Origin of the sequence: Nocardia sp. NPDC049526, from assembly GCF_044465765.1 — a bacterium.
Lineage (GTDB): Bacteria > Actinomycetota > Actinomycetes > Mycobacteriales > Mycobacteriaceae > Nocardia.
In genome coordinates this window covers 632,265-658,869 of sequence record NZ_JBITMA010000002.1, presented here as the reverse complement: position 1 = coordinate 658,869, position 26,605 = coordinate 632,265, and the positions used below count along the sequence as shown (strand labels likewise).

Annotated in this window: 28 protein-coding genes; 19 read left to right on the top strand and 9 right to left on the bottom strand. The window is 66.0% G+C overall.

Going from position 1 to position 26,605, the window contains the following annotated elements:
* Positions 1-57: 57 nt before the first annotated feature.
* The gene (ribH, locus tag ACIBW7_RS07650) at positions 58-531 is read left to right on the top strand and encodes a 6,7-dimethyl-8-ribityllumazine synthase (protein ID WP_063043207.1); all 474 of its coding nucleotides are present in this window, start codon (positions 58-60) and stop codon (positions 529-531) included.
* Positions 532-534: 3 nt separating this feature from the next.
* Positions 535-1,035, top strand: coding sequence for a PH domain-containing protein (locus tag ACIBW7_RS07645; RefSeq protein ID WP_397045139.1), 501 nt, complete (start codon positions 535-537; stop codon positions 1,033-1,035).
* A gap of 187 nt (positions 1,036-1,222) precedes the next feature.
* On the opposite strand, the gene ACIBW7_RS07640 is transcribed toward ACIBW7_RS07645, so the two are convergent.
* A complete protein-coding gene (locus tag ACIBW7_RS07640; protein ID WP_397045137.1) occupies positions 1,223-3,175 on the bottom strand; it encodes a gamma-glutamyltransferase family protein in 1,953 nt (650 codons plus the stop codon).
* Positions 3,176-3,373: 198 nt separating this feature from the next.
* Between ACIBW7_RS07640 and ACIBW7_RS07635 the strand changes: the two genes are divergently transcribed.
* Complete coding sequence (locus tag ACIBW7_RS07635; protein WP_397045135.1) at positions 3,374-4,057, top strand: HAD family hydrolase; 684 nt, start codon at positions 3,374-3,376, stop codon at positions 4,055-4,057.
* A 118-nt stretch (positions 4,058-4,175) separates the two neighbouring features.
* Positions 4,176-4,613, top strand: coding sequence for a hypothetical protein (locus ACIBW7_RS07630; RefSeq protein WP_397045133.1), 438 nt, complete (start codon positions 4,176-4,178; stop codon positions 4,611-4,613).
* A gap of 9 nt (positions 4,614-4,622) precedes the next feature.
* Here the strand turns inward: ACIBW7_RS07630 and ACIBW7_RS07625 are convergent, their stop codons facing one another.
* Positions 4,623-5,627: a bile acid:sodium symporter family protein gene (locus ACIBW7_RS07625; RefSeq protein WP_397045131.1), complete on the bottom strand. Its 1,005-nt coding sequence runs from the start codon at positions 5,625-5,627 to the stop codon at positions 4,623-4,625.
* Positions 5,628-5,704: 77 nt separating this feature from the next.
* Between ACIBW7_RS07625 and ACIBW7_RS07620 the strand changes: the two genes are divergently transcribed.
* From ACIBW7_RS07620 to ACIBW7_RS07580, 9 genes are all read left to right on the top strand, one after another.
* The gene (locus tag ACIBW7_RS07620) at positions 5,705-6,556 is read left to right on the top strand and encodes a LysR substrate-binding domain-containing protein (RefSeq protein ID WP_397045129.1); all 852 of its coding nucleotides are present in this window, start codon (positions 5,705-5,707) and stop codon (positions 6,554-6,556) included.
* Between the two features lie 47 nt (positions 6,557-6,603).
* Entirely contained in the window at positions 6,604-8,637 is a 2,034-nt protein-coding gene (uvrC, locus tag ACIBW7_RS07615) for an excinuclease ABC subunit UvrC (protein ID WP_397045127.1), read from the top strand.
* Positions 8,638-8,720: 83 nt separating this feature from the next.
* Positions 8,721-9,725, top strand: coding sequence for an RNase adapter RapZ (rapZ, locus tag ACIBW7_RS07610; RefSeq protein ID WP_040692081.1), 1,005 nt, complete (start codon positions 8,721-8,723; stop codon positions 9,723-9,725).
* Positions 9,722-10,768 carry a uridine diphosphate-N-acetylglucosamine-binding protein YvcK gene (yvcK, locus tag ACIBW7_RS07605; protein WP_063043214.1) on the top strand — a complete coding sequence of 349 codons (1,047 nt, stop codon included), beginning with the start codon at positions 9,722-9,724 and terminating at the stop codon, positions 10,766-10,768. Before rapZ ends, yvcK begins: the two co-directional genes overlap by 4 nt.
* A complete protein-coding gene (whiA, locus tag ACIBW7_RS07600) occupies positions 10,759-11,742 on the top strand; it encodes a DNA-binding protein WhiA (protein ID WP_040692075.1) in 984 nt (327 codons plus the stop codon). The genes yvcK and whiA overlap by 10 nt, the downstream gene beginning before the upstream one ends.
* Before the next feature lie 310 nt (positions 11,743-12,052).
* On the top strand, positions 12,053-13,072 hold the full coding sequence (gene gap, locus ACIBW7_RS07595; RefSeq protein ID WP_330256512.1) for a type I glyceraldehyde-3-phosphate dehydrogenase: 1,020 nt from the start codon (positions 12,053-12,055) through the stop codon (positions 13,070-13,072).
* Positions 13,073-13,077: 5 nt separating this feature from the next.
* Positions 13,078-14,292, top strand: coding sequence for a phosphoglycerate kinase (locus ACIBW7_RS07590; RefSeq protein ID WP_397045123.1), 1,215 nt, complete (start codon positions 13,078-13,080; stop codon positions 14,290-14,292).
* A gap of 3 nt (positions 14,293-14,295) precedes the next feature.
* Entirely contained in the window at positions 14,296-15,081 is a 786-nt protein-coding gene (gene tpiA, locus ACIBW7_RS07585) for a triose-phosphate isomerase (RefSeq protein WP_397045121.1), read from the top strand.
* Between the two features lie 152 nt (positions 15,082-15,233).
* Positions 15,234-15,863 carry a DUF1579 family protein gene (locus ACIBW7_RS07580; protein ID WP_397045119.1) on the top strand — a complete coding sequence of 210 codons (630 nt, stop codon included), beginning with the start codon at positions 15,234-15,236 and terminating at the stop codon, positions 15,861-15,863.
* Positions 15,864-15,869: 6 nt separating this feature from the next.
* Here the strand turns inward: ACIBW7_RS07580 and ACIBW7_RS07575 are convergent, their stop codons facing one another.
* Positions 15,870-16,388, bottom strand: a complete 519-nt coding sequence (locus ACIBW7_RS07575; RefSeq protein WP_397045118.1) for a hypothetical protein — start codon at positions 16,386-16,388, stop codon at positions 15,870-15,872.
* On the bottom strand, positions 16,385-17,185 hold the full coding sequence (locus ACIBW7_RS07570) for an META domain-containing protein (protein WP_397045116.1): 801 nt from the start codon (positions 17,183-17,185) through the stop codon (positions 16,385-16,387). The genes ACIBW7_RS07575 and ACIBW7_RS07570 overlap by 4 nt, the downstream gene beginning before the upstream one ends.
* Before the next feature lie 638 nt (positions 17,186-17,823).
* Between ACIBW7_RS07570 and ACIBW7_RS07565 the strand changes: the two genes are divergently transcribed.
* The 4 genes from ACIBW7_RS07565 to secG are packed head-to-tail and all read left to right on the top strand — an operon-like array spanning position 17,824 to position 20,782.
* Positions 17,824-18,201, top strand: coding sequence for a hypothetical protein (locus tag ACIBW7_RS07565; RefSeq protein WP_397045115.1), 378 nt, complete (start codon positions 17,824-17,826; stop codon positions 18,199-18,201).
* Entirely contained in the window at positions 18,198-18,830 is a 633-nt protein-coding gene (locus ACIBW7_RS07560; RefSeq protein ID WP_397045113.1) for a hypothetical protein, read from the top strand. The genes ACIBW7_RS07565 and ACIBW7_RS07560 overlap by 4 nt, the downstream gene beginning before the upstream one ends.
* A 49-nt stretch (positions 18,831-18,879) precedes the next feature.
* The gene (locus ACIBW7_RS07555) at positions 18,880-20,490 is read left to right on the top strand and encodes an MFS transporter (protein WP_397045111.1); all 1,611 of its coding nucleotides are present in this window, start codon (positions 18,880-18,882) and stop codon (positions 20,488-20,490) included.
* 58 nt (positions 20,491-20,548) lie between these two features.
* Positions 20,549-20,782, top strand: coding sequence for a preprotein translocase subunit SecG (secG, locus tag ACIBW7_RS07550; protein WP_040692092.1), 234 nt, complete (start codon positions 20,549-20,551; stop codon positions 20,780-20,782).
* Here the strand turns inward: secG and ACIBW7_RS07545 are convergent.
* The gene (locus tag ACIBW7_RS07545) at positions 20,769-21,902 is read right to left on the bottom strand and encodes a YbfB/YjiJ family MFS transporter (RefSeq protein WP_397045108.1); all 1,134 of its coding nucleotides are present in this window, start codon (positions 21,900-21,902) and stop codon (positions 20,769-20,771) included. The genes secG and ACIBW7_RS07545 overlap by 14 nt on opposite strands.
* Before the next feature lie 70 nt (positions 21,903-21,972).
* On the opposite strand from ACIBW7_RS07545, the gene ACIBW7_RS07540 reads away from it, so the two are divergent.
* Positions 21,973-22,806 (top strand): LysR family transcriptional regulator, encoded by an 834-nt coding sequence (locus ACIBW7_RS07540; RefSeq protein ID WP_397045106.1) that lies wholly within the window; start codon positions 21,973-21,975, stop codon positions 22,804-22,806.
* 3 nt (positions 22,807-22,809) lie between these two features.
* On the opposite strand, the gene ACIBW7_RS07535 is transcribed toward ACIBW7_RS07540, so the two are convergent.
* Positions 22,810-23,658 (bottom strand): SDR family NAD(P)-dependent oxidoreductase, encoded by an 849-nt coding sequence (locus tag ACIBW7_RS07535; RefSeq protein WP_397045104.1) that lies wholly within the window; start codon positions 23,656-23,658, stop codon positions 22,810-22,812.
* Positions 23,659-23,712: 54 nt separating this feature from the next.
* Here ACIBW7_RS07535 and ACIBW7_RS07530 point away from each other — a divergent pair, with 54 nt between their 5' ends.
* Complete coding sequence (locus tag ACIBW7_RS07530) at positions 23,713-24,699, top strand: alpha/beta fold hydrolase (protein WP_397045102.1); 987 nt, start codon at positions 23,713-23,715, stop codon at positions 24,697-24,699.
* A 5-nt stretch (positions 24,700-24,704) separates the two neighbouring features.
* Here the strand turns inward: ACIBW7_RS07530 and ACIBW7_RS07525 are convergent, their stop codons facing one another.
* The 3 genes from ACIBW7_RS07525 to ACIBW7_RS07515 form a co-directional block, all read right to left on the bottom strand.
* Positions 24,705-25,184, bottom strand: coding sequence for a hypothetical protein (locus ACIBW7_RS07525; protein ID WP_397045100.1), 480 nt, complete (start codon positions 25,182-25,184; stop codon positions 24,705-24,707).
* Between the two features lie 123 nt (positions 25,185-25,307).
* Positions 25,308-25,706: a DUF397 domain-containing protein gene (locus tag ACIBW7_RS07520; protein WP_397045099.1), complete on the bottom strand. Its 399-nt coding sequence runs from the start codon at positions 25,704-25,706 to the stop codon at positions 25,308-25,310.
* Between the two features lie 62 nt (positions 25,707-25,768).
* On the bottom strand, positions 25,769-26,590 hold the full coding sequence (locus ACIBW7_RS07515; RefSeq protein ID WP_397045097.1) for an SAM-dependent methyltransferase: 822 nt from the start codon (positions 26,588-26,590) through the stop codon (positions 25,769-25,771).
* Between the last annotated feature and the right edge of the window lie 15 nt (positions 26,591-26,605).

Genomic DNA, 26,605 nt, shown 5'->3' with positions numbered 1-26,605 from the left:
AACCATGTCACAGCGTGCATCGCGCATGCCGGAGCCGAGCGTCAGCGAGGCGCAGGCATGAGTGGCACTGGCGTACCCAGCTTCGAGCTGTCGGATGCCAAGGATCTGAAGCTCGGCATCGTCGCCTCGCGCTGGCACACCCAGATCTGCGACACATTGGTCGCGAATGCGGAGCAGGTGGCCAAGGACGCGGGCGTCGAGCACATCACCGTGGTCCGGTGCGCGGGTGCGATGGAACTTCCGGTGGTCGCTCAGGAATTGGCCCGCTCACATGACGCGGTGGTCGCGCTCGGTGTGGTGATCCGCGGTGGCACACCACATTTCGAATACGTCTGTGATGCGGTGACCGCCGGTCTTACGCGGGTGTCGCTCGATGCGGGTACGCCCGTGGCCAACGGTGTGCTGACCACCAATAACGAGGCGGAGGCGCTGGACAGGGCCGGATTGCCGGGCTCCGCCGAGAACAAGGGCGAACAGGCCGCCGCGGCAGCGCTCGATGCCGCGCTGACGCTGCGCGCTCTGCGGCCGTAGACCATGCCGGTCGTTCGTATCTGGCGTAGAGGCCCGGCCGCGGCTGCCGAATCGGGCTCCGGCGAATGGGAACTAGAGGTGCGTCCGCATCGGGCGGTGCGGACCGCATGGACCGTGGCGGTGCTGCTCGTTGCCGGTTTCACCGCGGGCGGCATCCTGTTGCGCCACGGTTCGACCGGTGTGAATTTCCGCCTCGCGGACCAGTTCGCGATGATCGGCATCGGCGTGCTCGGTGCGGCAGCGGTACTTCTGCTGACCCGGCCGCGCGTCCGTGTCGGCAAGCGCGGCATCTCGGTGCGGAACATCCTGGGTGACACCGAATTCCCCTGGGAATACATCCGCGGCGTCTCCTTCCCGGACCGAAAGTCCTGGGCCCGGCTCGAACTCGTCGACGATGACTACGTCCCCCTCATGGCAATCCGCTCCAACGATAAGCAACGCGCCGTCGAGGCCCTGGACAAACTGCGCGCACTCGGCGCGAAATACACCTCCGCCGAGGAGTAGTCGGCAGCCGGATGTCAGCGTGTCGGCGAGGCATGCACTGACGATCCGCTCATGACCTACTTCTGGCCGACTGTGGGTCGCCGCCGAAAAGCGTTACCGCCGTTTTGGGATTCGGGCAGGGCGACTTGGCGCTCGACGACGGCCGCTGCTCTATCCGATGCTGCAAACCGGATAGAGCAGCCGCAGGTCAGCGAGTGTCGCCGAGGACGGCGCCTTCGCGTCTGGGATCCGCGCCGCCGATCCAGCCTTCGGTACCGTCGCGTTGCAGTGCGCTCAGACCGCTGGATTGGGGGGCGACCGAGACCTGGTGGCCGAGTTCGCGCAGGCGTAGGACCAGTGGGTCGTGATCGCCGTTGTCGGTGGCGTTGATGGCGGGATGTTCGCCGCCTACGCCGGTGGCCGGACTGTTTCCAGCGCCGAAGGCGACCGCGGAGACCGCCTGCTGCGGGTCCAGGCCCCAATCCAGCACGCCGACCAGGGCTTTCACGACGAACTGGATGATCACCGAACCGCCGGGGGAGCCGGCGACCTGGGTCAGATCGCCGCGGGAGCCATCGGCATTGTGGTCGAAGACCAGGGTCGGGCTCATCGAGCTGCGGGGCCGCTTACCCGGCTGCACGCGATTGGCGACGGGGGCGCCGTCGGTGCCGAGCGGATCGGCAGAGAAGTCGGTGAGCTGGTTGTTCAGCACGAATCCGTCGACGAGATGGAATGATCCGAAGGCCGATTCGACCGTGGTGGTCATCGAGGCGGCATTGCCGTACTTATCGACGACCGAGATATGGCTGGTGCCGTGCTCGGGCGGCTGCGGGCCGACACCGAGTGGCACCGGGCCGAAGTCACCGGGCTGCGCGGTGCCCATGCTGTGGCCGGGATCGATGAGACCGGCGCGCTGCTTCAGATAGTCCTTGTTCAGCAGGGTCTGCGGTGAATTACCCGGCAGCGGAATGAAATCCGTGTCGGCGACGTACTTGTTCCGGTCGGCGTAGGCGAGCCGCTCGGCCTCCGAAATCAGATGCACCGCTTCGGCCTTCGGCTTGCCGCCGTTTCGGTCGATATTGTCCGGCTTCAGCGCGGACAGGTCGAAGTTCTCCAGAATGCCGAGGGTGGCCGCGACGGTGATGCCGCCCGAGGACGGGCTCGGCATACCGCAGATCTCGTGCGTGCGGTAGTTCGTGCAGAGCGCGGTCCGCTTTTTGGCCTGATATCCGGAGAGGTCGTTGGCGGTGACGAGGCTCGGGGTGCGCCCGCCCGCGGTGGATCCGGCCGCATCGACGATGTCGTGGGCGATAGCGCCGGTGTAGAAGGCATTCGCGCCGTCGGTGGCAATGGCGTTCAAGGTCTTCGACATTGCTGGGTTGGTCAGTACGGTGTCGGCCCGTTTCGGGGTGCCGTCCGGATTGAGGAAGTACGCCTTCGCGGACTCGTCCACCGCGAGATCCTTGGCGGATTCGGCGATCTGACCGGCCAGGCGCGGACTGATCGGAAAGCCGCGATCGGCCAGACCGATGGCCGGGTCGAACAGGTCCCGCCAAGCGGTCTTGCCGTGGTCGCGATGCGCCAGTTCCAGCATGCGCAAGACGCCGGGCACGCCGATCGAGCGTCCGCTCGCACGGGCGCTCGGCTTCGGCTCGGTCCGATCGGTATCGCTGACCCAGCGCAGATAATTCTCGGTCGCCGCCGAGGGGGCGGTCTCCCGACCGTCGTACGCCTCGACGCTCTTGCCGGCCGCGTCGTAATAGAGCATGAACGAGCCGCCACCGATGCCGGAGGCCTGCGGCTCCACCAATCCGAGCACCATCTGTGCCGCGATGAGCGCATCCGCGGCCGTGCCGCCGTTGCTCAGCACCTCGCAGGCGGCCTTGGTGGAGACCGGGTTGGCCGTCGACACCGCGTAGGTCTTGGTGCGCACCGCCGTCATATCGGACCGGTAGCCGGTCGCGATCTCGGGATTGGTGCTCAGATCCTTGGTCGCGCCTGGAGCCGCGCCCGCTGAGGTCGCGACCACCGGGGTCCCGTTCGGCGTCGCACTACACGCCGCGTTCGCCGGTGTGTCGTCGGATGAACATCCGCTGACAACGCCGACGATGAGCGTGAGCGCCGCCGCGGCGCTGACCCAGATTCTTCGCGTGCCACTCATGGACGGCACTGTATCGCCGATCGCCGAGCGTCGCGGCAAATCCGGCGCTGTGGGCTCCCAGCACTGGTGAGTTCAGCGAAAACGGTTAGCGGGCAATTGCATTGAGCGCCCATTCTGTGCGGGATTCTCAGCGGAATTGGCGCTGAAGCCAATCCGCTCGCCCTTAAGGGCAACCGTCACCATCGGTAGGCTGGCCCAGTGGCGATCGAGGCAGTTCTTTTCGACTTCTCCGGCACTCTGTTCCGGCTGGAACCCGATGAAACCTGGGCCGATATGGTCGGGGCCGATGGCGAACCCCTGGACCGGTCGCAGCAGGACGCGATCCTGGATCGGATGACGAGGCCGGTCGGTGACGGTGCGGTCTTCGACGCCGAGGGCCGGCGCGCATGGGAGCGGCGGGATCTGGATCCGGCAATGCACCGCACGGCCTACTACGAGGTGCTGCGACAAGCCGGGGTGCCGACACCGGCGCTGGTCGCGCGACTCTACGACTGGATGCTCGACCCGCTCGCGTGGACGCCGTATCCGGACACCGGTGCCGTGCTGAAAACCCTGGCGGCACAGGGTATCCCGGTCGTTGTGGTGAGCAATATCGCCTTCGATATTCGTCCTGCGTTCGCCGCCAACGGTTGGGATCGGCTCGTCGCCGCGCACATGCTGTCGTTCGAAGTCGGTGTGGTGAAGCCGGATCCACGGATCTTCCTGGCCGCGGTGGAACAGCTCGGCGTGCGTCCCGAATCGGCGCTCATGGTCGGCGACAGTGCCGAGGCCGATGGCGGCGCGGTCGCGGCGGGCTGCGGTTTCGCGCTGGTCGATCCGTTGCCGACGGTGGAGCGTGCCGAAGGTCTGCTCGAGGTATTGCGGCGGCACGAACTGGCCTAGTGTCCAGTATGTGACCTGCGACACACTCTGCTGTTCCTGAACGTCGACGCCCGCGAACTGAATTAGCTTGCTGTGACGCCCACCACATCGCGGTGCGCAAGCTCGACGGGGAGTGGCCATGGATGATGCCGAGGCATATTTGGAATCGTCGGTCGTGCGAACGACGCGGCCGGTCGACCTGCCCGAATCGGTCCGCGAGGCCAGAGAGGCCGCATTGGGGCTTGCGGGCTTCGGCCTCACATATCCGGTCGTCATGGGCCTGATCGCCGGGGACGAGGCGGCCAGATCCGCGGCTCTGCAATTCGGCTGCAGTTGGGTACTCGGCCTCGCGGTACTGGTCCTCGGACGTGGGCCGCGGGTGCGCCGCGCCGCGATCGTCTCGGTCATGCTGCAGTCCGTCGCGGTACTGCGGATTCACGTCGAGGCTGTGCCGGACTTGGCCCGGCTGGTCGTCGTCCTCTTCACGCTGGGTGCATCGGCGACGATCCTCTACCAGTTGTCGCGACCGGAAGCCAAGGCATGGTTCCACATTCGGGTTGCCGACGCCGTGTGGTAACAGCTCGGATCAGGCGGGTTGTACGGATGGCGCGGCTGTCGCGAGATCGGACTGTGCTGATCGCGCGTAGCGCTGAGCGAGCACGGTGCAGGTCAATAGCTGGATCTGGTGGAAGACCATGAGCGGCAACACGATCAAGCCGACCTGATGTCCCGCGAACAGGACCGAGGCCATGGGGAGACCGGTGGCCAAACTCTTCTTCGAACCGCAGAATACGGTGACGATCTGATCGGGGCGGGCGAAGCCGAGGAGGCGACTGCCGAAGGTGGTAATCGTCAGGACTACGGAGAGAATGCCCGCGCAAACCGCGACGATTGCCAGTAGCGCCTGCGGCGAAATCCCGCTCCAGATGTGTTCCACCATGCCCGCACTGAAGGCGGCATAGACGACGAGATAGACCGAGCCACGATCGACGGACTTGGTCACCGTGGCATGCCGCAGCAGCCAGGTCATCCGGGGGCGCAAGAGTTGGCCCGCCAGGAACGGCACCAGCAACTGAACGACGATCGCGAGTATCGCCGTGGGGGAGACGGTGGCGTTGCCGGTGGTGTCCATCAGCAGCATGACCAGTAACGGGGTCGCGAAGACGCCTATCAGATTCGAAAGCGACGCACTGACCACCGCGCCCGCCACATTCCCGCGGGCAATCGAGGTGAAGGCGATCGATGACTGCACGGTCGACGGGACCAGACACAAGAACAGCACGCCGGTGTAAAGATCGTCGGTCAGCACCGACGGCACCAGCACATGCAACGCCAGCCCGATCAGCGGGAAGATCAGATAGGTCACCGCCGGCACCGTCGAATGCAACCGCCAGTGCCGCAACCCGGCGAGCGCCTCACGAGGCTCGAGCCGGGCGCCGTAGAGCAGGAACAGCACACCGATCGCGATCTTGGTTATCCAGTCGAGCGCATCGGCCGCGGCGCCCCGCGCGGGCAACAGCGCGGCCACCGCAACGCTGGCCAGGATGCCGAGCATGAACGCATCGATCCGGAGTTTGGCGAGGAACTTCACCCGTCGACCGTACGACTCGGCCAATTGAACGCGAAAGGCGTTCAGAACGATATCTGTAAACGCAAACAGTGATAATTGTGGGTGTGTTCGAACCCGAACTGCTGCGCACCTTCCTTGCCGTCGAGCGCGCGGGCGGATTCACCGCCGCCGGCCGCATCCTCGGCCTGCGTCAGTCCACCATCAGCGGCCACATCGCCCGATTGGAGAAGGCTGTAGGGCGCGAATTGTTCCGCCGCGATACGCGCAATCTCGCGCTGACCGCCGACGGTGCGGCCATGGTCGGCTTCGCCCGCACCATCCTCGACGCGCAAGGCCAGGCCGAGCGCTACTTCTCCGACTCCACCCTCACCGGCCTGATCCGGCTCGGCGCCTCCGATGATGTGATGGCCCGCGAACTCCCCGACGTACTCCTGGAATTCCAGCGCACCCATCCGAGAGTCGACCTGGAACTCACCGTCGGCTTGAGCGAAAACCTCAAAACCCGCATGGAGACCGGTGAACTCGACCTGGTCGTCGGCAAACGCCTGCCCGGTGAACGGCACGGCGAACTGCTCTGGCGCGACCGCCTGGTGTGGGCGGGACGTTCGGCCACAACGGAATTCGACGATCCGGTCCCGCTGGTGACCTATCCGCCACCGAGCCTCACCCGCCGCATCGCACTGCAGGCTCTCGAACGCGACGCCCACACCTGGCGCGTGACCTGTACCAGCGACAGCCAGCTCGGCTTGCGTGCTGCGGTCCTCGCCGGTCTCGGCGTCGTCGTGCATGCCGAAACCCTGATCCCGGACGGTCTGCGTGTGCTCGCCCACCCGCGGCTTCCGGTGCTCGGCGACCTCGAATTCGTGTTGATGCGGCGGCGTACGACCCTGTCCGCGCCGGAGCAGGCGCTGTGCGACGCGATCGTCGCCAGTGCCCGCCGCTTCGGCTGAGCCGCGCCCGTGCGGATGTGTCGGAGCCGGTCGATAGGCTTGGATTCGTGGCAGATCCCGCGACCTACCGGCCGAAGCCGGGCACGATTCCCGTTGAACCCGGTGTCTACAAATTCCGGGACGCGCACGGGCGTGTGATCTATGTCGGCAAGGCGAAGAGCCTGCGCAGCAGGTTGAATTCGTACTTCGCCGATGTGGCGTCGCTGCACCCGCGGACCAAGCAGATGGTCACGACGGCGGCCGGCGTCGAATGGACCGTGGTCTCCACCGAAGTGGAAGCCCTTCAGCTGGAGTACAACTGGATCAAGGAGTTCGATCCGCGATTCAACGTGCGGTATCGGGACGACAAGTCGTATCCGGTGCTGGCGGTCACCTTGAACGAGGAGTACCCGCGGCTGTTCGTCTATCGCGGCGCGCGAAAGAAGGGGGTGCGGTACTTCGGGCCGTACGCGCACGCTTGGGCCATTCGGGAAACCCTGGATCTGCTGCTGCGGGTCTTCCCCGCGCGCACCTGCTCCAACGGAGTCTTCAAGCGGCACAACCAGATCGGTCGGCCTTGTCTGCTCGGCTATATCGACAAATGCTCGGCTCCGTGTATCGGCCGCGTCGATGCCGACGAGCATCGCCGGATCGTCGAGGACTTCTGCGACTTCCTGGCCGGACGCACCGATCGCATGGTTCGCGACTTGGAGCGCCGGATGCACGACGCCGCCGGGGACCTGGACTTCGAAACCGCCGCCCGGCTGCGTGACGACGTCCAAGCGCTGCGGCGAGCACTGGAGAAGCAGGCCGTCGTCCTCGGCACCGGTACCGACGCCGATGTGGTCGCCTTCGCCATCGATGAGCTCGAGGTGGCGGTGCAGATTTTCCACGTCCGTGACGGCCGGGTGCGCGGTCAGCGCGGCTGGGTGGTCGACAAATCCGGCGACGCCATCGACGGCCAGGAGGCCGGTGGCGAGGTCGCCGCACTGGTCGAGCAGTTCCTCACCCAGTTCTACGGCGAGCAGGCCGCACAGGCCGAACAGGGCGGGGACGAACGGGGCGAGGCCGAACAACCGGCCACCGCGGTGCCGCGCGAGGTGCTGGTGCCGGAACTGCCCGCCGATGCCGAACAGGTGGAGGAGTGGCTGAGCAAACTGCGCGGCTCGGCGGTGCGGCTGCGGGTGCCGCAGCGCGGTGACAAGAAGGCGCTCGCCGAAACCGTGCAACGCAATGCGATGGAGGCGCTGGCCCAGCACAAACTCAAGCGCGCGGGCGATCTGACCTCGAGATCCGCTGCGCTGCAAGACATTCAAGATGCCCTCGATCTGGACAGCGCGCCGCTACGAATCGAGTGTGTGGATATCAGCCACGTGCAGGGCACCGATGTGGTGGCTTCGCTGGTGGTGTTCGAGGACGGCCTGCCGCGCAAGTCCGAGTATCGCCACTACACGATCAAGGAGGCCGCGGGCGAGGGCCGCTCCGACGATGTCGGCAGCATAGCGGAGGTGACCAGACGGCGGTTCTATCGTCTGCGCCGCGAACGGGACGAGTTGGTGGCCGAGGAGCTGACATCCGGTCAGGAGAACGGACACGCCGACGACGACCTCGAACTGACTTCACGCCCCGGCATCGACCCACGTACCGGCCGCCCGCGCAAATTCGCCTATCCGCCCAATCTCTATGTGGTCGACGGCGGCGCACCCCAGGTCGCGGCCGCCGCGGAGGTCCTCGACGAACTCGGCATCACCGATGTCGCGGTGATCGGCCTGGCCAAACGGCTGGAGGAGGTGTGGGTACCGGGGGAGAGCGATCCGGTGATCATGCCGCGCAATAGTGAGTCGCTGTATCTGCTGCAACGGGTGCGCGACGAGGCGCACCGCTTCGCCATCACCTTCCACCGCAGCAAACGCTCCCGTCGGATGACCGCGTCCGCACTGGACTCGGTGCGCGGCCTCGGCGAGTCCCGCCGGACCGCGCTCGTCACGCATTTCGGGTCGGTTGCCAAACTGAAGGAGGCCACCGTCGAGCAGATCACGGAGGTGCCCGGCATCGGTGTGGCGACCGCGAAGGCCGTTTTGGCCGCTTTGCGGGAGGAATAAGACACCTACGTTGTGTGTCTGCGCCCGATACCGGAACCGGTGCGGGATGATCGACACGCACCCTGACATAGATCCGGTAGGACATGACACGCGTCGAATCGAACAACAGTGCGGGCAGCCCGCGGTCGACCGCTGGGCGGACCGGCCCCGCGGGCACCCTCGGCGCACCTGTCGAACGCGGCGACGGCAACCCGGCGCAGCCGAAGGTCGAGGTGGTCATCGTCACCGGCCTATCCGGCGCGGGGCGCGGTACCGCTGCCCGTGTACTCGAGGATCTGGGCTGGTATGTCACCGATAACCTCCCGCCCGAGCTGATCGGGCGGATGGTCGAACTCGGCGCCTCCGCCGAACCGCCGATCCGCAGGCTCGCGCTGGTCATGGATGTGCGCAGCCGCTTCTTCACCGGCGATCTCTCGGCCGTCACCGATCAGCTGCGGTCGGCGGGCGTGCCGACCAGGATCCTGTTCCTCGAGGCGTCCGATGACGTGCTGATCCGGCGCTTCGGCTTCGCGCGCCGACGCCACCCGCTGCAGAGCGAAAGCGCCGACGGTACGCTTTCGGCGGGCATCGCAGCCGAACGGATCCGCCTCTCCGCCGTGAAAACGGCGGCCGACCTGGTGATCGACACGACCGAACTCTCGATCCACCAGCTGCACCGCAAGCTGGAGGAGGCCTACGGCGGCGGCGCGCCCACCGCACTGCAGCTGACGGTGCAGTCGTTCGGATTCAAGTACGGGGTTCCACTCGATGCGGACATGGTGTTGGATGTGCGTTTTCTACCCAATCCGCATTGGATACCGGAACTTCGGGAACATTCGGGACAGGAGACCGTGGTCAGCGAGTATGTATTGTCGCGTCCCGGCGCGGCCGATTACTTGAGCACCTGCCACCACCTGGTCGACCTGACGACGAATGGTTACCGCCAAGAGGGGAAGCGATACATGACGGTGGCAGTGGGCTGCACCGGAGGTAAACACCGCAGCGTGGCGATAGCCGAGGCGCTCGGCGAACTGATCGGCTCGGAGACGGAGAAATCCGGCCCGGCCGATGTCGTGCGGGTCGTGCATCGGGATCTGGGGCGCGAATGACGGGGTGGGAATCGGATCCCGCCATAGTTGCGCTCGGTGGCGGGCACGGGCTGTATGCGACGCTCACCGCGGTGCGGCGGCTGACCAGAAAGATCAGCGCGGTGGTGACCGTGGCCGACGACGGCGGATCATCGGGCAGACTGCGCGCCGAACTCGGTGTGCCACCGCCCGGCGATCTGCGCATGGCCCTGGCGGCGCTGGCCGCGGACGGCGACGATGTGTGGACGCGCACCGTGCAGCATCGCTTCGGCGGCACCGGCGCGCTGGCCGGACATTCGGTCGGCAATCTGATCCTCGCGGGCCTGACCGAGGTACTCGGCGATCCGGTCGCCGCGCTCGACGAGGTCGCCAAGATGTTGCGAATCACCGGACGGGTGCTGCCGATGTCGCCGATCGCCCTCGATATCGAGGCGGATGTTTCTGGGCTCGAGGCGGATCCGCGGGTGAGCCGCTGCATCCGCGGCCAAGTCGCCATCGCGACGACACCGGGCAAGGTGCGGCGGGTGCGGCTGATTCCGTCCGATCCGCCCGCCAGTCCCGAGGCAACCTCGGCCATCGAACACGCCGATGTCGTTGTGCTCGGCCCGGGTTCCTGGTTTACCAGCGTGATTCCGCATGTGCTGGTGCCCGAATTGCGTGATGCGCTGGTCTATACCAGAGCACGCAAGGTCCTGGTGCTGAATCTGGCCGCAGAGCCTGGAGAAACGGCGGGTTTCTCCGCGGAACGCCATCTACATGTATTGTCCCAGCACGCACCGGAATTCGTGGTCGACGAGGTACTGGTCGATTCCGGGTCGGTGCCGGAGGGTCGCGAAAGAGAACATGTGGCCAGGGCTGCCGAACAATTGCGGGCGCGAGTAACCTTCTCCGATGTCGCCGAAGCGGGAACCGACCGGCATCACCCCGGAAAGCTTGCCGCCGCACTGGATCAGCTGATCCGGCAACCTCGGCCACATATGGCAGGGCTTCGAGTCGAGGGACGGCACATGGGTCAGGATGTGCGTTCCGGGTTGGGTGGAAAGGAGCGCGTCTCGTGGCGATGACAGCCGAAGTGAAGGACGAGCTGAGCAGGCTCACGGTCTCGCAGGTGAGTTCTCGCAAGGCGGAATTGTCTGCGCTGCTGCGGTTTGCGGGCGGCCTGCACATCGTCGGCGGGCGGGTGATCGTCGAGGCCGAGGTGGATATGGGTTCCATCGCGCGCCGGCTACGGCGCGAGATCTTCGAGCTGTACGGCTACGGCTCCGATGTGCACGTGCTCGGCGCGGGCGGTCTGCGCAAGACCTCGCGCTATGTGGTGCGGGTGTCCAAGGAAGGCGAGGCGCTGGCCAGACAGACCGGCCTGCTCGATGTGCGCGGCCGTCCGGTGCGCGGTCTGCCCGCACAGGTGGTCGGCGGCAGCATCGGCGATGCCGAAGCCGCTTGGCGCGGAGCGTTTCTCGCGCACGGCTCGCTCACCGAACCGGGCCGCTCCTCGGCGCTCGAAGTCAGCTGCCCCGGTCCGGAGGCCGCGCTGGCACTCGTCGGTGCGGCGCGCCGGCTCGGCATCACCGCAAAGGCGCGTGAGGTTCGCGGCACCGATCGGGTCGTGGTGCGCGACGGCGAGGCCATCGGCGCACTGTTGACCCGGATGGGCGCGCAGGACACCCGGATCGTCTGGGAGGAGCGCAGGCTGCGCCGCGAGGTGCGGGCCACCGCGAACCGCTTGGCCAATTTCGACGACGCCAACCTGCGCCGATCGGCCCGCGCCGCGGTCGCCGCCGCCGCGAGAGTCGAACGTGCACTGGAGATTCTGGGCGACGAGGTGCCCGACCATTTGGCCGCGGCGGGCAAGCTGCGCGTGCAGCACCGCCAGGCGTCACTGGAGGAACTCGGCCAGCTCGCCGATCCGCCGATGACGAAAGACGCTGTGGCAGGCCGAATTCGGCGGCTGCTGTCGATGGCGGACCGCCGAGCCAAGGAATTGGGGGTACCCGATACCGAATCGGCCGTCACCGCCGAACTGCTCGACGAAGCGTGAGCGAATCGCCGTCCCATGGGGCGGCGATTCGTTTTCCGGGCTTGTCTACCCGGCTAACGGTCCGGAGTCCGGTGTGGTGGCGTGCCGGGACCCGCTCGGGCCGCATGTGGCAAGGGGTGAGTACCGGATTCCATGGTGAGCCGAAACAAGGGCGAGGACGTCGCAATTGTGCGCCGAAACCACACGCACGGGCGTCTGCGCAGGTCCCCCGCCGTCCCGAATGCCAGGTGCGTGTCGGAGAGGTGACGGCCGGGCACTACTGTGGTCATGGCATCGGAATGAATCCGCTTGAAAGCTGAGGAGCGATAACGTGACTGTCCGGGTTGGCATCAACGGCTTCGGCCGTATCGGACGTAACTTCTTCCGGGCGGTGGAGGCGCAGAAGGCGCTCGGCACCACCGACATCGAGATCGTCGCGGTCAACGACCTCACCGATAACGCGACCCTCGCTACGCTGCTGAAGTACGACTCGATCCTCGGCCGCCTGCCGCAGGACGTGTCGCTGGACGGCGACGACACCATCGTCGTCGGCGAGCAGCGGATCAAGGCGCTGGCCATCAAGGAGGGCCCGGCCGCGCTGCCGTGGGGTGACCTGGGTGTCGACGTGGTCGTCGAGTCCACCGGCATCTTCACCGACGCGACCAAGGCCAAGGGCCACATCGCCGCCGGCGCCAAGAAGGTCATCATCTCCGCGCCGGCCAAGGGCGAGGACCTGACCATCGTGATGGGCGTCAACGACGACAAGTACGACGGCAGCCAGAACATCATCTCCAACGCGTCCTGCACGACCAACTGCCTCGGTCCGCTGGCGAAGGTCCTCAACGACGAATTCGGCATCGTCAAGGGGCTGATGACCACCATCCACGCCTACACCCAGGACCAGAACCTGCAGGACGGCCCGCACAAGGATCTGCGCCGCGCCCGCGCCGCCGCGCTGAACATCGTGCCGACCAGCACCGGCGCCGCCAAGGCCATCGGTCTGGTGCTGCCCGAACTGAACGGCAAGCTGGACGGCTACTCGCTGCGGGTCCCGATCCCCACCGGTTCGATCACCGACCTGACCGCGGATCTGGCCAAGAAGGCCACGGTCGAGGAGATCAACGCCGCGTTCAAGGCCGCCGCCGAGGGTCCGCTCAAGGGCATCCTGAAGTACAGCGTGGACCCGATCGTGTCCAGCGACATCGTCACCGACCCGCACTCGTCGATCTTCGACGCGCCGCTGACCAAGGTCATCGACGACCAGGTGAAGGTGTACTCCTGGTACGACAACGAGTGGGGCTACTCCAACCGCCTGGCCGACCTCATCGGCCTCGTCGGCAAGTCGCTCTGACGCGCATGGCAGTCAAGACACTCCAGGACCTGCTGAACGAGGGTGTCGAGGGTCGGGGCGTACTCGTGCGCTCCGACCTGAACGTTCCCCTCGACGAGAACGGCGAGATCACCGACCCGGGGCGCATCATCGCCTCGGTACCGACGCTGAAGGCACTGGTCGAGGCCGGTGCGAAGGTGGTCGTCACGGCGCATCTCGGCCGTCCGAAGGGTGAGCCGGATCCGAAATTCTCCCTTGCCCCGGTCGCGGTGAAGTTGGCCGAGCTGCTCGGCCGCAATGTCCAGCTGGCCGGTGACGTCGTCGGCTACGACGCGTTGTCGCGCTCGGAGGGCCTCACCGACGGCGATGTTCTGCTGCTGGAGAACGTGCGCTTCGATCCGCGTGAGACCAGCAAGGACGATGGCGAGCGGGCCAAGTTGGCCGCGGCCCTGGTCGAGTTGGTCGGCGATGATGGCGCGTTCGTCTCCGACGGCTTCGGTGTGGTGCACCGCAAGCAGGCTTCGGTCTACGACGTGGCCAAGCTGTTGCCGCACTACGCGGGCACACTGGTCGCCGCCGAGGTCGAGGTGCTGGCCAAGCTGACTGAGAACTCGGAGCGCCCGTACGCGGTCGTGCTCGGCGGTTCCAAGGTCTCCGACAAGCTGGCCGTCATCGAGGCACTCGCCCCCAAGGTCGACACCCTGGTGATCGGCGGCGGCATGTGCTTCACCTTCCTTGCCGCACAGGGGCTCTCGGTCGGCGGCTCGCTGCTGCAGGAGGAGATGATCGAGACCTGTAAGGGCCTGCTGGAGCGCTACGCGGATGTCATCCACCTGCCGCGCGATATCGTCGTCGCGGATAAGTTCGCGGCCGACGCGGATTCGAAGGTGGTGCCCGCCCACGAGATTCCGGACGGCTGGCTCGGACTCGATGTCGGTCCCGAGTCGGTGGACCGGTTCGCAGCACTGCTCACCGAGGCGAAGACGGTGTTCTGGAACGGCCCGATGGGCGTATTCGAGTTCGAGAACTTCGCCGCGGGTACCCGGGGTGTCGCCGAGGCGATCGTAACCGCGACCGGCAAGGGTGCCTTCACTGTTGTCGGCGGTGGCGATTCGGCCGCGGCCGTGCGTGCGCTCGGCCTGCCCGAGGACGGTTTCTCGCACATCTCCACCGGTGGCGGCGCATCCCTGGAATACCTCGAGGGCAAGGAACTGCCCGGTATCGCGGTACTGGAGGACTGAACCATGGCACGCAAACCGCTCATCGCGGGCAACTGGAAGATGAACCTCAACCACCTCGAGGCCATCGCCCTGGTGCAGAAGATCGCCTTCGCGCTGCCGGAGAAGTACTTCGCCAAGGTCGACGTCGCGGTGATTCCGCCGTTCACCGATATCCGCAGCGTGCAGACCCTCGTCGAGGGTGACAAGCTGCTGCTCACCTATGGTGCGCAGGATGTTTCGACGCACGACGAGGGCGCGTACACCGGCGAGATCAGCGCCGCCATGCTGTCCAAGCTGGGCTGCACCTTCGCGGTCGTGGGCCATTCGGAGCGGCGGCAGTACCACTCCGAGGACGACGCCACCGTGCTGGCCAAGACCAAGCAGGCGCTGAAGTACGGGATCACCCCGATCGTGTGCATCGGCGAGGGGCTCAATGTCCGCGAGGCGAAGACCCACGTCGAGTACAACCTCGAGCAGTTGCGTGGGTCGCTCAAAGGTCTGACGGCCGAAGAGATTTCGAAGATCGTCATCGCCTACGAGCCGGTCTGGGCCATCGGCACCGGGAAGGTCGCCACCCCCGCCGATGCGCAGGAAGTCTGCGGTGCGATTCGCGCGGAGCTCGTCGAACTGTCCTCGCCCGAGGTCGCGGCGGGTGTGCGGGTGCTCTACGGCGGTTCGGTGAATGCCAAGAACGTCGGCGAGTTGGTCGCGCAGACCGATATCGACGGCGCGCTTGTCGGCGGTGCGTCGCTCAAGGGCGACGAATTCGCCACGCTGTCCGCGATTGCCGCTGGTGGTCCGCTGCCCTGACGGGTGGAGTGTTCGAATCAGCCCGGTAGCACGCCCGATCGCGTGATGCCGGGCTGATTCGCGTCGGGCTTCCCGCTCGGGGCGAGGAATACCGGTGCTGGGGGTGCGATGCTGTTCGGGTCTCTGATCCGTAGGCCGACAAGGACTTTCACGTGAGATCAACGAAGGCGCGCGCACTGGTGGTGGTTGTGCTCATGGCGTTCACCGCGTTCGGGGCCGGATGCTCCGACGATTCCCCCTCGCCGGTGGAAACCATATCGAGTTCCGCGGCGGCTCCCACCAACCAGGATGCCGGGCACCAGAAGTTGAATCAGCTGGTGGGCGAATGGAATGGCGTGAAGTCGACATTCATCGAGGGTGGTACCGCGGACAATCCGATCAAGAGCGATATCACCTCGCGCTGGCACTGGATCGGCAAGACGGGCAATAACTTCATGCAGGAGGAGGCCGAGGGCACCTTCGGTGGCAAGCCGTATTACCGGCTCGGCACGCTCGGCTATTCGCCGACCGACGACCGCTACGAATGGTCGACGGTGGACAGCGTGACGCCGATGATGATGATCTACAAGGGCGCCAAGGCCAGCGGCAGCGCCGCCGACATCGAGGTGGCGGGGGAGTTCACCGATCCGGGTGTGCTCGGTCCGCAATTCGTCGGCAAGACGATTCCGATGCGGACGGTGATCAAGCCGGAGTCGGCCGATCGGGTGACCATGGAGCTCTACTTCGCCCCGCCCGGGGAGACGGAGCGGATTGCGGACCGGGTGATCCTGACCCGGAAGTAGTCGGGATCAGAGGTGATTCACGATGAAACCGCTGGCGGTGAGTGCCAGCTCGAGTGGTTCGTCGTGCGGGTCCATCGAGATCTCGGCGGTCCGCACGTCCGGATAATGCACATGTAACCGGTACAGGGTGCCGCGCAGGAGGTGGGCGAGTTCGGCGGGCTGCTTGGTGGCGTGCACGATGTACAGCTTGGCTGTGGTATCGGAGATGCCGACCGAGCATTCGGCCAGGAGTGCGCCGTCGGGGTCGATAAAGCCCAAAGTGAAGGTGGTGTGCAGGAATTCGTCGCGTGCGGCGAGTAGCGCGGCGACGGTATCCATATCCAGGCCGCCGTGTTCGGTGCGGCGGATGCGGCCCGCGGCGGTGTAGAGCTCGGCGTAGCGGACGAGGGTTACCGGTGACGGCGGCGCGGGCAGCTTCTCGATGTGGGCGGACGGAAGATCCGGCCACAGGCCGATCTCGGTATGCCAGGTGCGTTTGCGGTCCGGGTGGCGGAGATCCGGTGTGCGGGAGGCGTTTTGGTTCACGGCAATGCCGCGCGCAGGGTCAGGCCGAAGCCGTTGGTATTGCGCAGGATCAGCGTGTCCGCGTCGATGGTCGCCGTTGTCTTGCCGTCGAGGGCCTTCAGCACTGCCTGCTCGACCTCCATGATCTCCGGCGCGCACGCCATCTTCGTGGTGCCGATCTGGAACATCACGTCCGGGCCGTTGACGGTAGGCGATGCGGTGGCGTGACCGGTCATGCGATTGCATCCGGCGCTTCCGGCGACCCCACCGTCCGCCGCGATGGTGAGCGTCGGCTTCACATCGTCCAGCGTCTGGGAACGGACCTGCGCATCGGGCGTCATCAGGGCGGAGACGATCCATGTCGTGCCGCTGAGCGGCCTGTCGGGTTGGGCGACCTTCTTGTCCAGCAACGTGACCGTTGTTTCCTTTGCGGTCAGCGTCAGTGTCGAATCGTCGACCCGCCATTTGGGCAGCGACGTCAGCACTTTGTCCTGCCAGCTATCGGCCTGGCTCCGTTCATCCGGACAGGCCATCAGGGTGCTCGAGAGCGTGCCGATATGCAGGATCCCATCGGTCAGATCCACTGTGCCATCGGCCGTATTGCAGCCGGAGTTCGCCGAGATCTTGCCATCGGTGAAGGTGAGCGTCATCGGTCCGCCGCCCGGAATCTGCTGCCCCTCGACCCCGGTCGAGACAAATGTGCGCCCCATCGGCGACCCCGCCGGTTTGTTCTCCTTCTCATCGTCCCCCGAACACCCGGCCAACAGACCGGCCGCCATAGCCAGCAGAACCCCGACGCGCACCGTTGTAGCCGCCATGTAGCCGATGGTACGGCCGTCACGGCTGGAAACAGCGCAACTCAGCTGGCCGTTGCGGCGGCTACGACCGTTGAAACAGGTAGTGGGTTACTCGTGTCGGTGTGTGGGGGGCGGACACAGACTGATTCCGGAGCACGGATCGATGCTCGGCGATCCGCGTTTCGGAGAGGTAGCCAATGAGAAGCGATCCGCGAGCGTTCCTTGTCGCGGCGGCCGCGGCAGTTGTGCTCGGCGCGGTGGCGGTACCGATGGCGGTGTCGGCGCCCACAACAACTACACCTACGCCGACCACATCTTCGACAACCGCGGGACAGGCGGGGCCCTGCACTACGGCTCGTTCGGCGGTGGGGGAGACTTGTCCGCGTCCCGATCCCACTTTCGATGTTGCGCCAACCCGCGCGGAACGCGGCACAGAGATCGCAGTGAACGGCAGTTACTGGCCGTGTAACTTGGTCCGGCTTACCCCGAGCTGGTCAGGTTCGCCGCAGAACGCGTCGGTCTCCCAGGGGGCGTTCGCCACTTCCATCGCGGTGTCCAATCAGGCCGCAACCGGCCCGCAGACGATCAGCGCCGCTTGTGGCGAGGCATCTGCAGTCCGGCAGATCACGATCGACCCTCGCTCCGGCACGACCACCACCATGACCACGACCACGACCACCAAGCCGATCACTACGACCACCACACAAGCAGCTGTCGCGGAAACATCCGACGCGACGACCGCAGGGCCAGCGGTGGATTCGCAGCGGGGCAACCACTTCCGTGCACTGTTGGGAATCGGCTTGTTCTTCCTCGCCGTCGGTGTCGCGACGCTCGCACTGCGCCAGCGGCGTAAGGCAGCCGATCGGTCGCGCGCGTACCACCGTGATCCGCGCCCGCCGTTGGTACGCGTGCAGGTGGCCGGGGACCTGCGGCCGTCGATTCATACTCGGGAATTCATGCGTCCCACTGTTCCGGCTGTTCGGGTTCGGCTGAGTGACGGTGAGCCGCAGCTGCACATCAGGGAGGTTTCGCGATGACGAGGCCGATATCGATAACGGCTCGGGCAGTGTTGTTCGGACAGGTGGCGCGTGAGGTCGTCGAGGGGCAGTTGGCCGAGCGCCTGGGCGCGAGCGGTGTCGAGCAACTGGCTTTGCGCAGAACACCGGTCGCTACCGAGGTCCTGCGGTCGGCGGCGCTGCGTGAGGTGGCCAGGGCGGTGGACGGGTTGCTCGAGGTTGATCTCGGCGGGGTCGCGGTCGCGGGTTGGCGTCGCTACCAGCGGCTGCACAGTGCGGCGATGCGAACCCGCGCGGGCGGAGTCGAGCAGGTCGAGTTGTTCGAACACGAGGTCACTCGGAGCTGCTGTCCGCGCCTCGAGGTAACCGTCGACGGCAGCCAGGTGGGCGAGTTCGAGCTCGAACTCTGTGTCGCTGTGCTGGTTCGGCCACTCGTTGCAACCGTTCGCGACGGCATGCTCGCGGCGTTGGGCCCTGGTAACTGCACTGTGACGGTCTCGATCGGCGCACCGGAAGTCGGGCCGATCATCGAGCGTGAACATCCGATCCCGCTGGCGACCATGGTCGATCTGCGGCGGCCGATCCCGCTCGTCGAGTACCAGCAGCCCCGGCCTGCCACCGTGCCGCCCCGAACCGCACCGAGGTCGTAGTCACCAGATCTGCACCAATGGCGAACGGCACGTAGTTCGACCCATAGCTATGCTCGGGCCAGTGACCACTGCCGATGCGACGACACCTTTATCCACCTGGGCGCCGTTACGGTCGCGAATCTATCGGGCGCTCTGGATCGCACAGTTGGTCTCGAATCTGGGTACCTGGATGCAAACGGTTGGGGCGCAGTGGATTCTGGTCGATGCGCCCAATGCTGCGACGTTGGTGGCATTCGTGCAGACGGCGACGACATTGCCGGTGATGTTGTTGTCGATTCCGTCGGGGGTGTTGGCGGATCTGTTGGATCGGCGCAGGTTGTTGATCGGGGCGCAGTCGGCGATGGCGGTGTTGGCAGCGGTGCTGGCGGTGTCGACGGCGACCGGGCACACCACTCCGGGCGTGCTGTTGACGTTACTGTTCCTGCTCGGGTGCGGGCAGGCCTTGACGGCGCCGTCTTGGCAGGCGATTCAGCCGGAACTCGTTGCGCGCGAACAGATCCCGTCCGCCGCGGCGCTGGGCAGCATGAATATCAATATCGGGCGCGCAGTCGGGCCGGCCATCGCGGGCGTACTGGTCTCGGTGTCCGGGCCGACGCTGGTGTTCGCGCTGAACGCGGTGTCGTTCGTCGGCATAGTGACGGTGTTGCTCAGCTGGCGAAGACCGGCGAAGGAACGGAAGCTGCCAAGTGAACGCCCGCTGGCGGCGCTGCAGGCGGGCACCCGGTTCATTCGCGCCGCGCCCGCGATCCGGCGAGTGCTGTTGCGCTCGATTCTGTTCATCGCTCCGGCGAGCGCGGTGTGGGCGCTGCTTCCGGTCATCGCCCGCGACGAACTCGGCTTGTCCTCATCGGGCTACGGTCTGCTGCTCGGCGCGCTCGGGCTCGGCGCGGTGACGGGTGCGGTCGGCTTGGGGCGGGTCCGTGCCCTGCTGACACCCACGCAGCGCTTGACCGCGGCCGCTGTCCTGTTCGGCATCGCCTCGGCGGGCGCGGCGGTGCTGCACAGCGTGCCGGTAGTGCTGGTGCTGCTGGTCGGGGCCGGATTCGCCTGGCTGCTCGCGATGTCGACGATGAACTCGACCATGCAACTGCTGCTGCCCGCATGGGTGCGGGCGCGCGGGTTGTCGGTGTACATGCTGGTGTTCATGGGCGGCCAGGCACTCGGTTCGCTGGTGTGGGGTCTGGTCGCGGGTGCGGTGGGGCCGGTGACCGCACTACTGGCGGCCGCGGTGCTGTTGGCCGGCTCCGCGCTGAGTTCGGTCTGGCTGCCGATCCGCCACAATGCGGAGGAATTGGATCTGAGCCCGAGCGCCTTCTGGCCGGAGCCGCAGCTCGTGGTCGAACCGGATCCCGAGGACGGGCCGGTGCTGGTGTTGCGCACCTACGATGTCCCGCCGGAGAAGGTCGAGGAATTCCTGGCCGCGATGGTGTTCGTCGGACGGTCGATGCAGCGCACCGGCGCGATGGAATGGCGGCTGTACCGCGACGTCGGGGTAGTCGATCGCTATGTCGAGGCCTTCGTGGTGCGCTCCTGGTCGGAGCATATGCACCAGCATCAGGTGCGGCTGACCGCTCAGGACCAACTGCGCGAACGCGCTGTCGCGGAGTTCATGATCGGTCAGGACACCACCACGCACCTGGTCGCGGTAGACACACCGTAGGTCGCGTCGAGCCGGGGTGATTATGCGGGCACCGACCCGCACCCATAGACTGTCCGGCATGCGGATGTTCCTGGATATCCTCCTGATCGTCACCAGCGTGCTGCTGGTGCTGCTGGTGCTGCTGCACCGCGCCAAGGGTGGAGGTCTGTCCAGCTTGTTTGGTGGCGGCGTGCAGTCCAGCCTGTCGGGTTCGACCGTCGTCGAGAAGAACCTCGACCGCATCACCATCTTCACCGGCATGATCTGGCTCATCGCCATCCTCGGCATCGGCCTGGAGATCAAGTTCGCCTGAGTTGTCTGGCGACGATGACGGCTGCCGCTGTCGCCGCCGCCAGCACGAGGGTCGCGATTACGAAAGCCATCGCATAGCCGTCGCCGATTACCGGTGCGACGACTATGGGACCCAGCATCTGCCCCGCGCCATAGACCGCGGTGAGTGTGGCCGCGGCTCGGTGGTCGGTCAATTCGATGCCGATCTGGATCGCGAGCATGCAGATGCCCATGAACGTCCCGCCGAACAGCGCCGCCGCGGCTATCGCCGACCACATTGCCGTCGACCAGGCGAGCAGGGCCGACGAGGCGCACTGCGCGAGTAGCGCGAGGACCAGAGTGGTCGTCGGCGTCCAACGATGTGCGGCAATGCTCCAGAGCGCCGCCGGTACGGCAGCCGCGCCGACGATCACCCACATCGCCGAGCCCACGGTCGCGTTGTGCGCGCCGACGGCGGCAACCAAGAAGGTGCCGATCACGATATAGCCGACGCCTTCGAGCGAGTAGGAGATGAGCAGCGCGCGCCAAGCCGTACTCGTACGGTTCGCGCGGACCGCCTCGGTGCTTCGCCGGCCGTGAATATCCAATCGGAAGGCGGGCAGCAGCAGCAAGGCGGTCAGTCCGGCGGCACCGAGCCATAGGCCCTGCCAGGACAAGACCGGCTGCGCGGCCAGCGCGAGCAATCCGGTGAGCGCGATACCGAAACCGACCCCGCCGAAGGCGATGCCCGCAGCGTGCGTGCGGCCACCGAGTCGAGCGATCGCGCCCGCGCAGCCGACGAAGATCACCGCACTTGCCACGCCCGCGATCAATCGCAGCAGTGCGGGGAGCACGGTCGGGCCCGGCAATACGACCAATGCTTCGCTGACCACCAGGACCCCGACCGAAATGCGAAAGATAGTGCGGCTGTTCATCTCCGGACGACGCGCGAGCAGCACCGCGCCCACCAGATAGCCCGCGTAGTTGGCGGCGGCGATGAGCGCGCCATCGTGTGCGTCGATGCGGTGCGCGTCCACCATCGCGGGCAGCAGCGGTGTGTAGGCGAAGCGCCCGACACCGACGGCGCCGGCGAGGCCCGCACCTGCGGCGAGTGTGGGTGCCAGGGTGCGGCGCGGGGTGTCGAGGAGAGCTGATGCGGTCACAAGATCTGACGGTATGGCCCGTCGACAAGCCTGTGAAATGCTTTCTGTGCACGATGTATACGCTCGACGCATGGATATCGAGCTGCGGCACCTGCGGGCATACGTCGCGCTCTGCGAGGAAGCGAACTACACCCGCGCCGCCGCCCGGCTGCACCTCAGCCAACCCGCGCTGACCCGAACCATCCAGCAGTTGGAGCGCTTGGTCGAATGCCGGTTGATCGAGCGCACGTCCCGGCGCTTCGAGCTGACCGACGAGGGAGCCGAGCTGCTCGAACACAGTAGGCGCATCATCGGCGATATCGAGACCGTCCAGGCGGATCTGCGCATGCGCGCCACGATCGAGGTCGGATTCTCTTGGCTGCTGCCCGATGCCTGGTTCGCCGCGATCCGCACCCGCTACGAGGCGCTCGGCGGCCGGATTTCGCTACGCCGCGTGGAGGATCCGATGGCGGCACTCGACGACCGCTCGATCGAGATCGCCATCCACCGCAACGATATCTGGCTGCCGCACCATCTCGAATCCCGGGAGATAGGTTCGGAGCAGCGGGTGCTGGCGGTTTCGGTGCATTCGCCGCTGGCAACCGCGGTCGAGCTGCGCTGGGCCGATCTCGCACACTTTCCGCTGGTGGCCAATACCGTTTCCGGCACCACCAATGCCGAATCATGGGATGCGCCCGATCCGAACCGCACCGTAATCACCTGCACGAATTTCGACGAATGGATCGAACTCGTCGCGGCCGAACGCGGTATCGGGATCGTTCCGGTGCTGGCGCGCTCTCGTGCACCGCATCCGGGCGTGGTCTATGTCGATATCGTGGATGCGCCGCGCTCGCATATCTATCTGACCTGGCGGGTCAAGCCGACGCCGTTGCGATCGGTGCAGCGCTTCCTGAGCCTGGTCTGAATCTCAGTCGTTGCGCGGGATACGGCCGTCGACGTCGGTGAAACCGTACTCTTCGGCGAGATCCGCTATGCGCCAAGCCGATCCGGAGCGTTGGCTGCGTTCCGGATCGGCGGCAAGTGCGACGACGGCACGGCCCGGAAAGCGGGGGGATTCGGCGTTGTCGAGGTCGTAGGTGCCCTCACCGGGCAGCGTGACGACGCGGCGGCCGTCCTTGTCGCGTGGAACCATTTGTAGTAGTTCGGTGTCGACGATTCCGGGCCACAGCGAGACCACCGTGACGCCCGACTCGGCGAGATCGTCGGCCATATCCGAGGTGAGCCGGTCCAGCGCGGCCTTGGCGACGCCGTATACCGCGTTGTGCATATAGCGCTCGGCGCCGGGGGAGGAGATATTGGCGATCAGGCCCGCCGATTCGATCAGCAGGGGAGCCGCGAAAACGCTTGCGACGTAATGTGATCGGAGGCCGACGTCGAATGTCTCGTCCCAGGCCTGCGGCGGCACCTCCCAGAACGGTTTGCCCAGCCAACGCGCCGCTGCGGGGGCGTTGTAGACGTTGTTCACCAGCACATCGAGTCGTCCGTGCTCGTTGCGGATCCGCTCGAATAGTCGCTCGACCGCATCGTCGTCGCGGTGATCGCAGACGACCGGAACCCCGACGCCGCCGAGCAGGTCGATCTCGGCCGCGGTCGCGTGCACGGTTCCCGGCAGGCGTCCCGGTGTGGCCGAGCGCCCGGTGACGAAGACGGTGGCACCCGCCGCGCCCAACTCCAGCGCGATGCCCTTGCCGATGCCGCGGCTCGCGCCGGTTACCACCGCGACCCGGCCGCCTAGAACCTGAGGTATTCCGTTCACGATCCCGGGACATTACCGTGAAATAAGAACACGTTCTAGCTAATGGAGGCCGTAGTGGAATTGATCCATCGGTTTGTTACGAGCAACGGCATTCGCATGCATGTCGCCGAACAGGGCGAGGGGCATCCGGTGATCTTCTGCCACGGCTTTCCGCATACCTGGTTCATGTGGCATCGCCAGCTCGCGGCCGTCGCCGGGGCGGGTTACCGGGCCGTTGCGCCGGATTTGCGCGGATATGGGCGCACGGATGTGCCTACCGATATCGAGGACTACACCAACCGCGCTGTCATCGGCGATCTGCTCGGCCTGCTGGACGAGATGGGTGCCGAGCAGGCAGTCTTCGTCGGTCTGGATTTCGGGGCCGCGCTGGTGTGGGAGCTGGCGTTGCGCGTGCCGGAACGGGTGAGCGGTGTCATCGTGCTCAATAATCCGTTCGCCCCGCGGCCGCCGCGCGCGCCATCGCAGCTGTGGGCCAAGGCCGCACAGCGTCACTTCCTGCATCTGGACTATTTCCAGAAGCCGGGGGTAGCCGATGCCGAACTGGGCGGTCGCACAAGGGAATTCCTCGCTCGCGTCTATTTCTCGCTCAGCGCCGACTACCACTATCTCGACACCTGGCACTTCCCGGCCGAGGGCACCGGCTACCTGGATGTTCTCCCCGAAGCCCCGCTGCTGCCGTGGCGGTGGCTCTCCATCGCCGAATTCGACACCCTGGCACAGGATTTCGAGCGCACCGGCTTCACCGGCGGTCTCAACTGGTACCGCGTGCTCGATCGGAACTGGGAACTCACCGCCGAATTCGCCGGCGCCGAGATCTCCGTTCCGACGTATTTCCTCTACGGCGACCGAGATCCGGATATGGAGGGCTTCAGCGGGCGCGACCCGCTCGCAACTCTTCGTGCGAACGTTCCCGATCTGCGCGGCGTCACCAAGATCGCGGACGCGGGTCACCTCGTGCAGTTGGAACGCACCGACGAGGTCAACGCTCTGATCACGAGCCACCTCCGCGATCTGGTCCCGAATCCGGCCCTCACGCAATAGCCGGGTCAGCGGTATTCGTTGGTCAATTCTGGGTAGTCGGCCCAGCTGGGCAAGGGGCGTCGGTCCAGGTAGGCGGTGAACCGATCCAGCAGGTACTGCCAGCGCGGGCCGACCGAGCAGGCGTCGGCGGGGCAGATGTGGCGGCGGATCAGTTCGAGATTGGTGACGACGCCCACCTGGGTCATATGCATTTCGAGGATGCCGCCATCGATATGGATCACCAGATCATGCGGTGCGCGGCAGTCTTCGACGCGGATTGCGATGGGGCCGGGAACCGGACCGTCGAACGGTTCGATGGTCAGGTTGCCATTGCCCCCGGTGACCTTGCCGAACCAGCGATCCAATTGCCGGCGTTCGGCGCAGGCGGACCATACGTCGAGTACGGGCATGCGGAACGACCGCAGAAAGTGCAGTAGCACCCGGCCGTCCTCGATCGCCCGATCGTGTTCGGGTCGTACCTCGCCGAGCATGGACATCGTGGTCATAGCCGTGCCCTTTCGCCGCTGGTCACCGTATGTCCACTGTATTTCCCCGGTGGCGCGACCGAATCGGATTCGCCGGAAGTCGGCTACCGCGTGTCGGATCGGTCGGCGCCACCGGGATAGATCTCAGGCCGCGATGAATCGCACGCAATCGAATTCGTTGTTCAGCACACCCTGTCGAAAGGCATCGAACTCATCTTCGTCGAAGAGTAGTTCCACGCCATCGATCGGCTGGGGAACGGCGGCGCGGAAAACGTATCCGCCGTCGCGGCGCGATATCGCCAGATGCCGATCCTCGACGCAACCCGCCCGCACTCCGGCCTGGAAAGCGTCGAACTGCTCGTCGGTGAAGACGAGAATTTCCTTGTCGGGCAACGACATTCCGGGCGTATAGCGCTCGTCGGCGAGCTTGTCGTCCCAGACCGCAGTCCATCCGTTCTTACGTGCGATGCGCACGCAATTCTGGTTGGGCGAGCTGAAGGTCGCCTTACGGAATTCGGCGACAGTGAAGGTGGGCTGCGTCATTGCATGTCCTTTCAACGGTAAAGCAGGAGTCGCACGGGGTTGGCAGACCCGTTGCTCGTCCTTCAAGGCTTATAGCCAACGGCGGCGAAATTACACGGTCGCGCCGTATCTGCCCGGTCGACCGGTTGGTCCGGGCGCCAGTCCGGTGCGTAGGCGATACCGGGTTCGACCAGGTCCAGGCCGTCGTAGAGCGCGGTGAACTGGGCGCGGGTGCGCAAGGACACCGGATCGGAGGTCTCGTCATAAAGTGCGGCGGCCGCGGCCATTTGCTGTTTGATCTCCGGACCGGCGTCGTCCAGGGACACGTGGGTCATCGCGGCATAGCTGCCCGAGGGGAGCCGGTCGCGCAGACGCGCCATCAGCTCGTGCGGATGGTCGGCATCGCGTACGAACGGCCAGACGCTGACGATCAAAAGGCCGAGCGGCTGCTCGAAGTCGATCAGTCGACGGGTCTCCGGATGGTCCAGAATCAGGTCGGGATAACGCAGATCGGCCTCGATGATGGCGGTGTTGTCGAGGGCATCGCCGTGCAGCAGGAGGTCGTGGGCGCGATTGACCGCTTCCAGATCGTTGTCGACATAGACCACGCGCGAATCCGGCGCGGATTCCCGCGCGACCTCGTGCGTATTGCCGACGGTGGGGAGTCCGGAACCGATATCGAGGAATTGCCGGACGCCCTGCTCCACCATGAATCGTGTTGCGCGGCGCAGGAATCCGCGGTTGTGATGCGCCCACACATCGAGGAATGGAAGTATCTCGAACAGTCGCTCACCGAAGATCTTGTCGACCTCGAAGACGGCTTCCCCGGACAGGTAGTAGTGGTACATGCGAGCGGCGGATGGTCGGCTCGCATCAATTTCACGGGGCTCGAAGTCGGCGGACATCCGGATGCTCCTGAT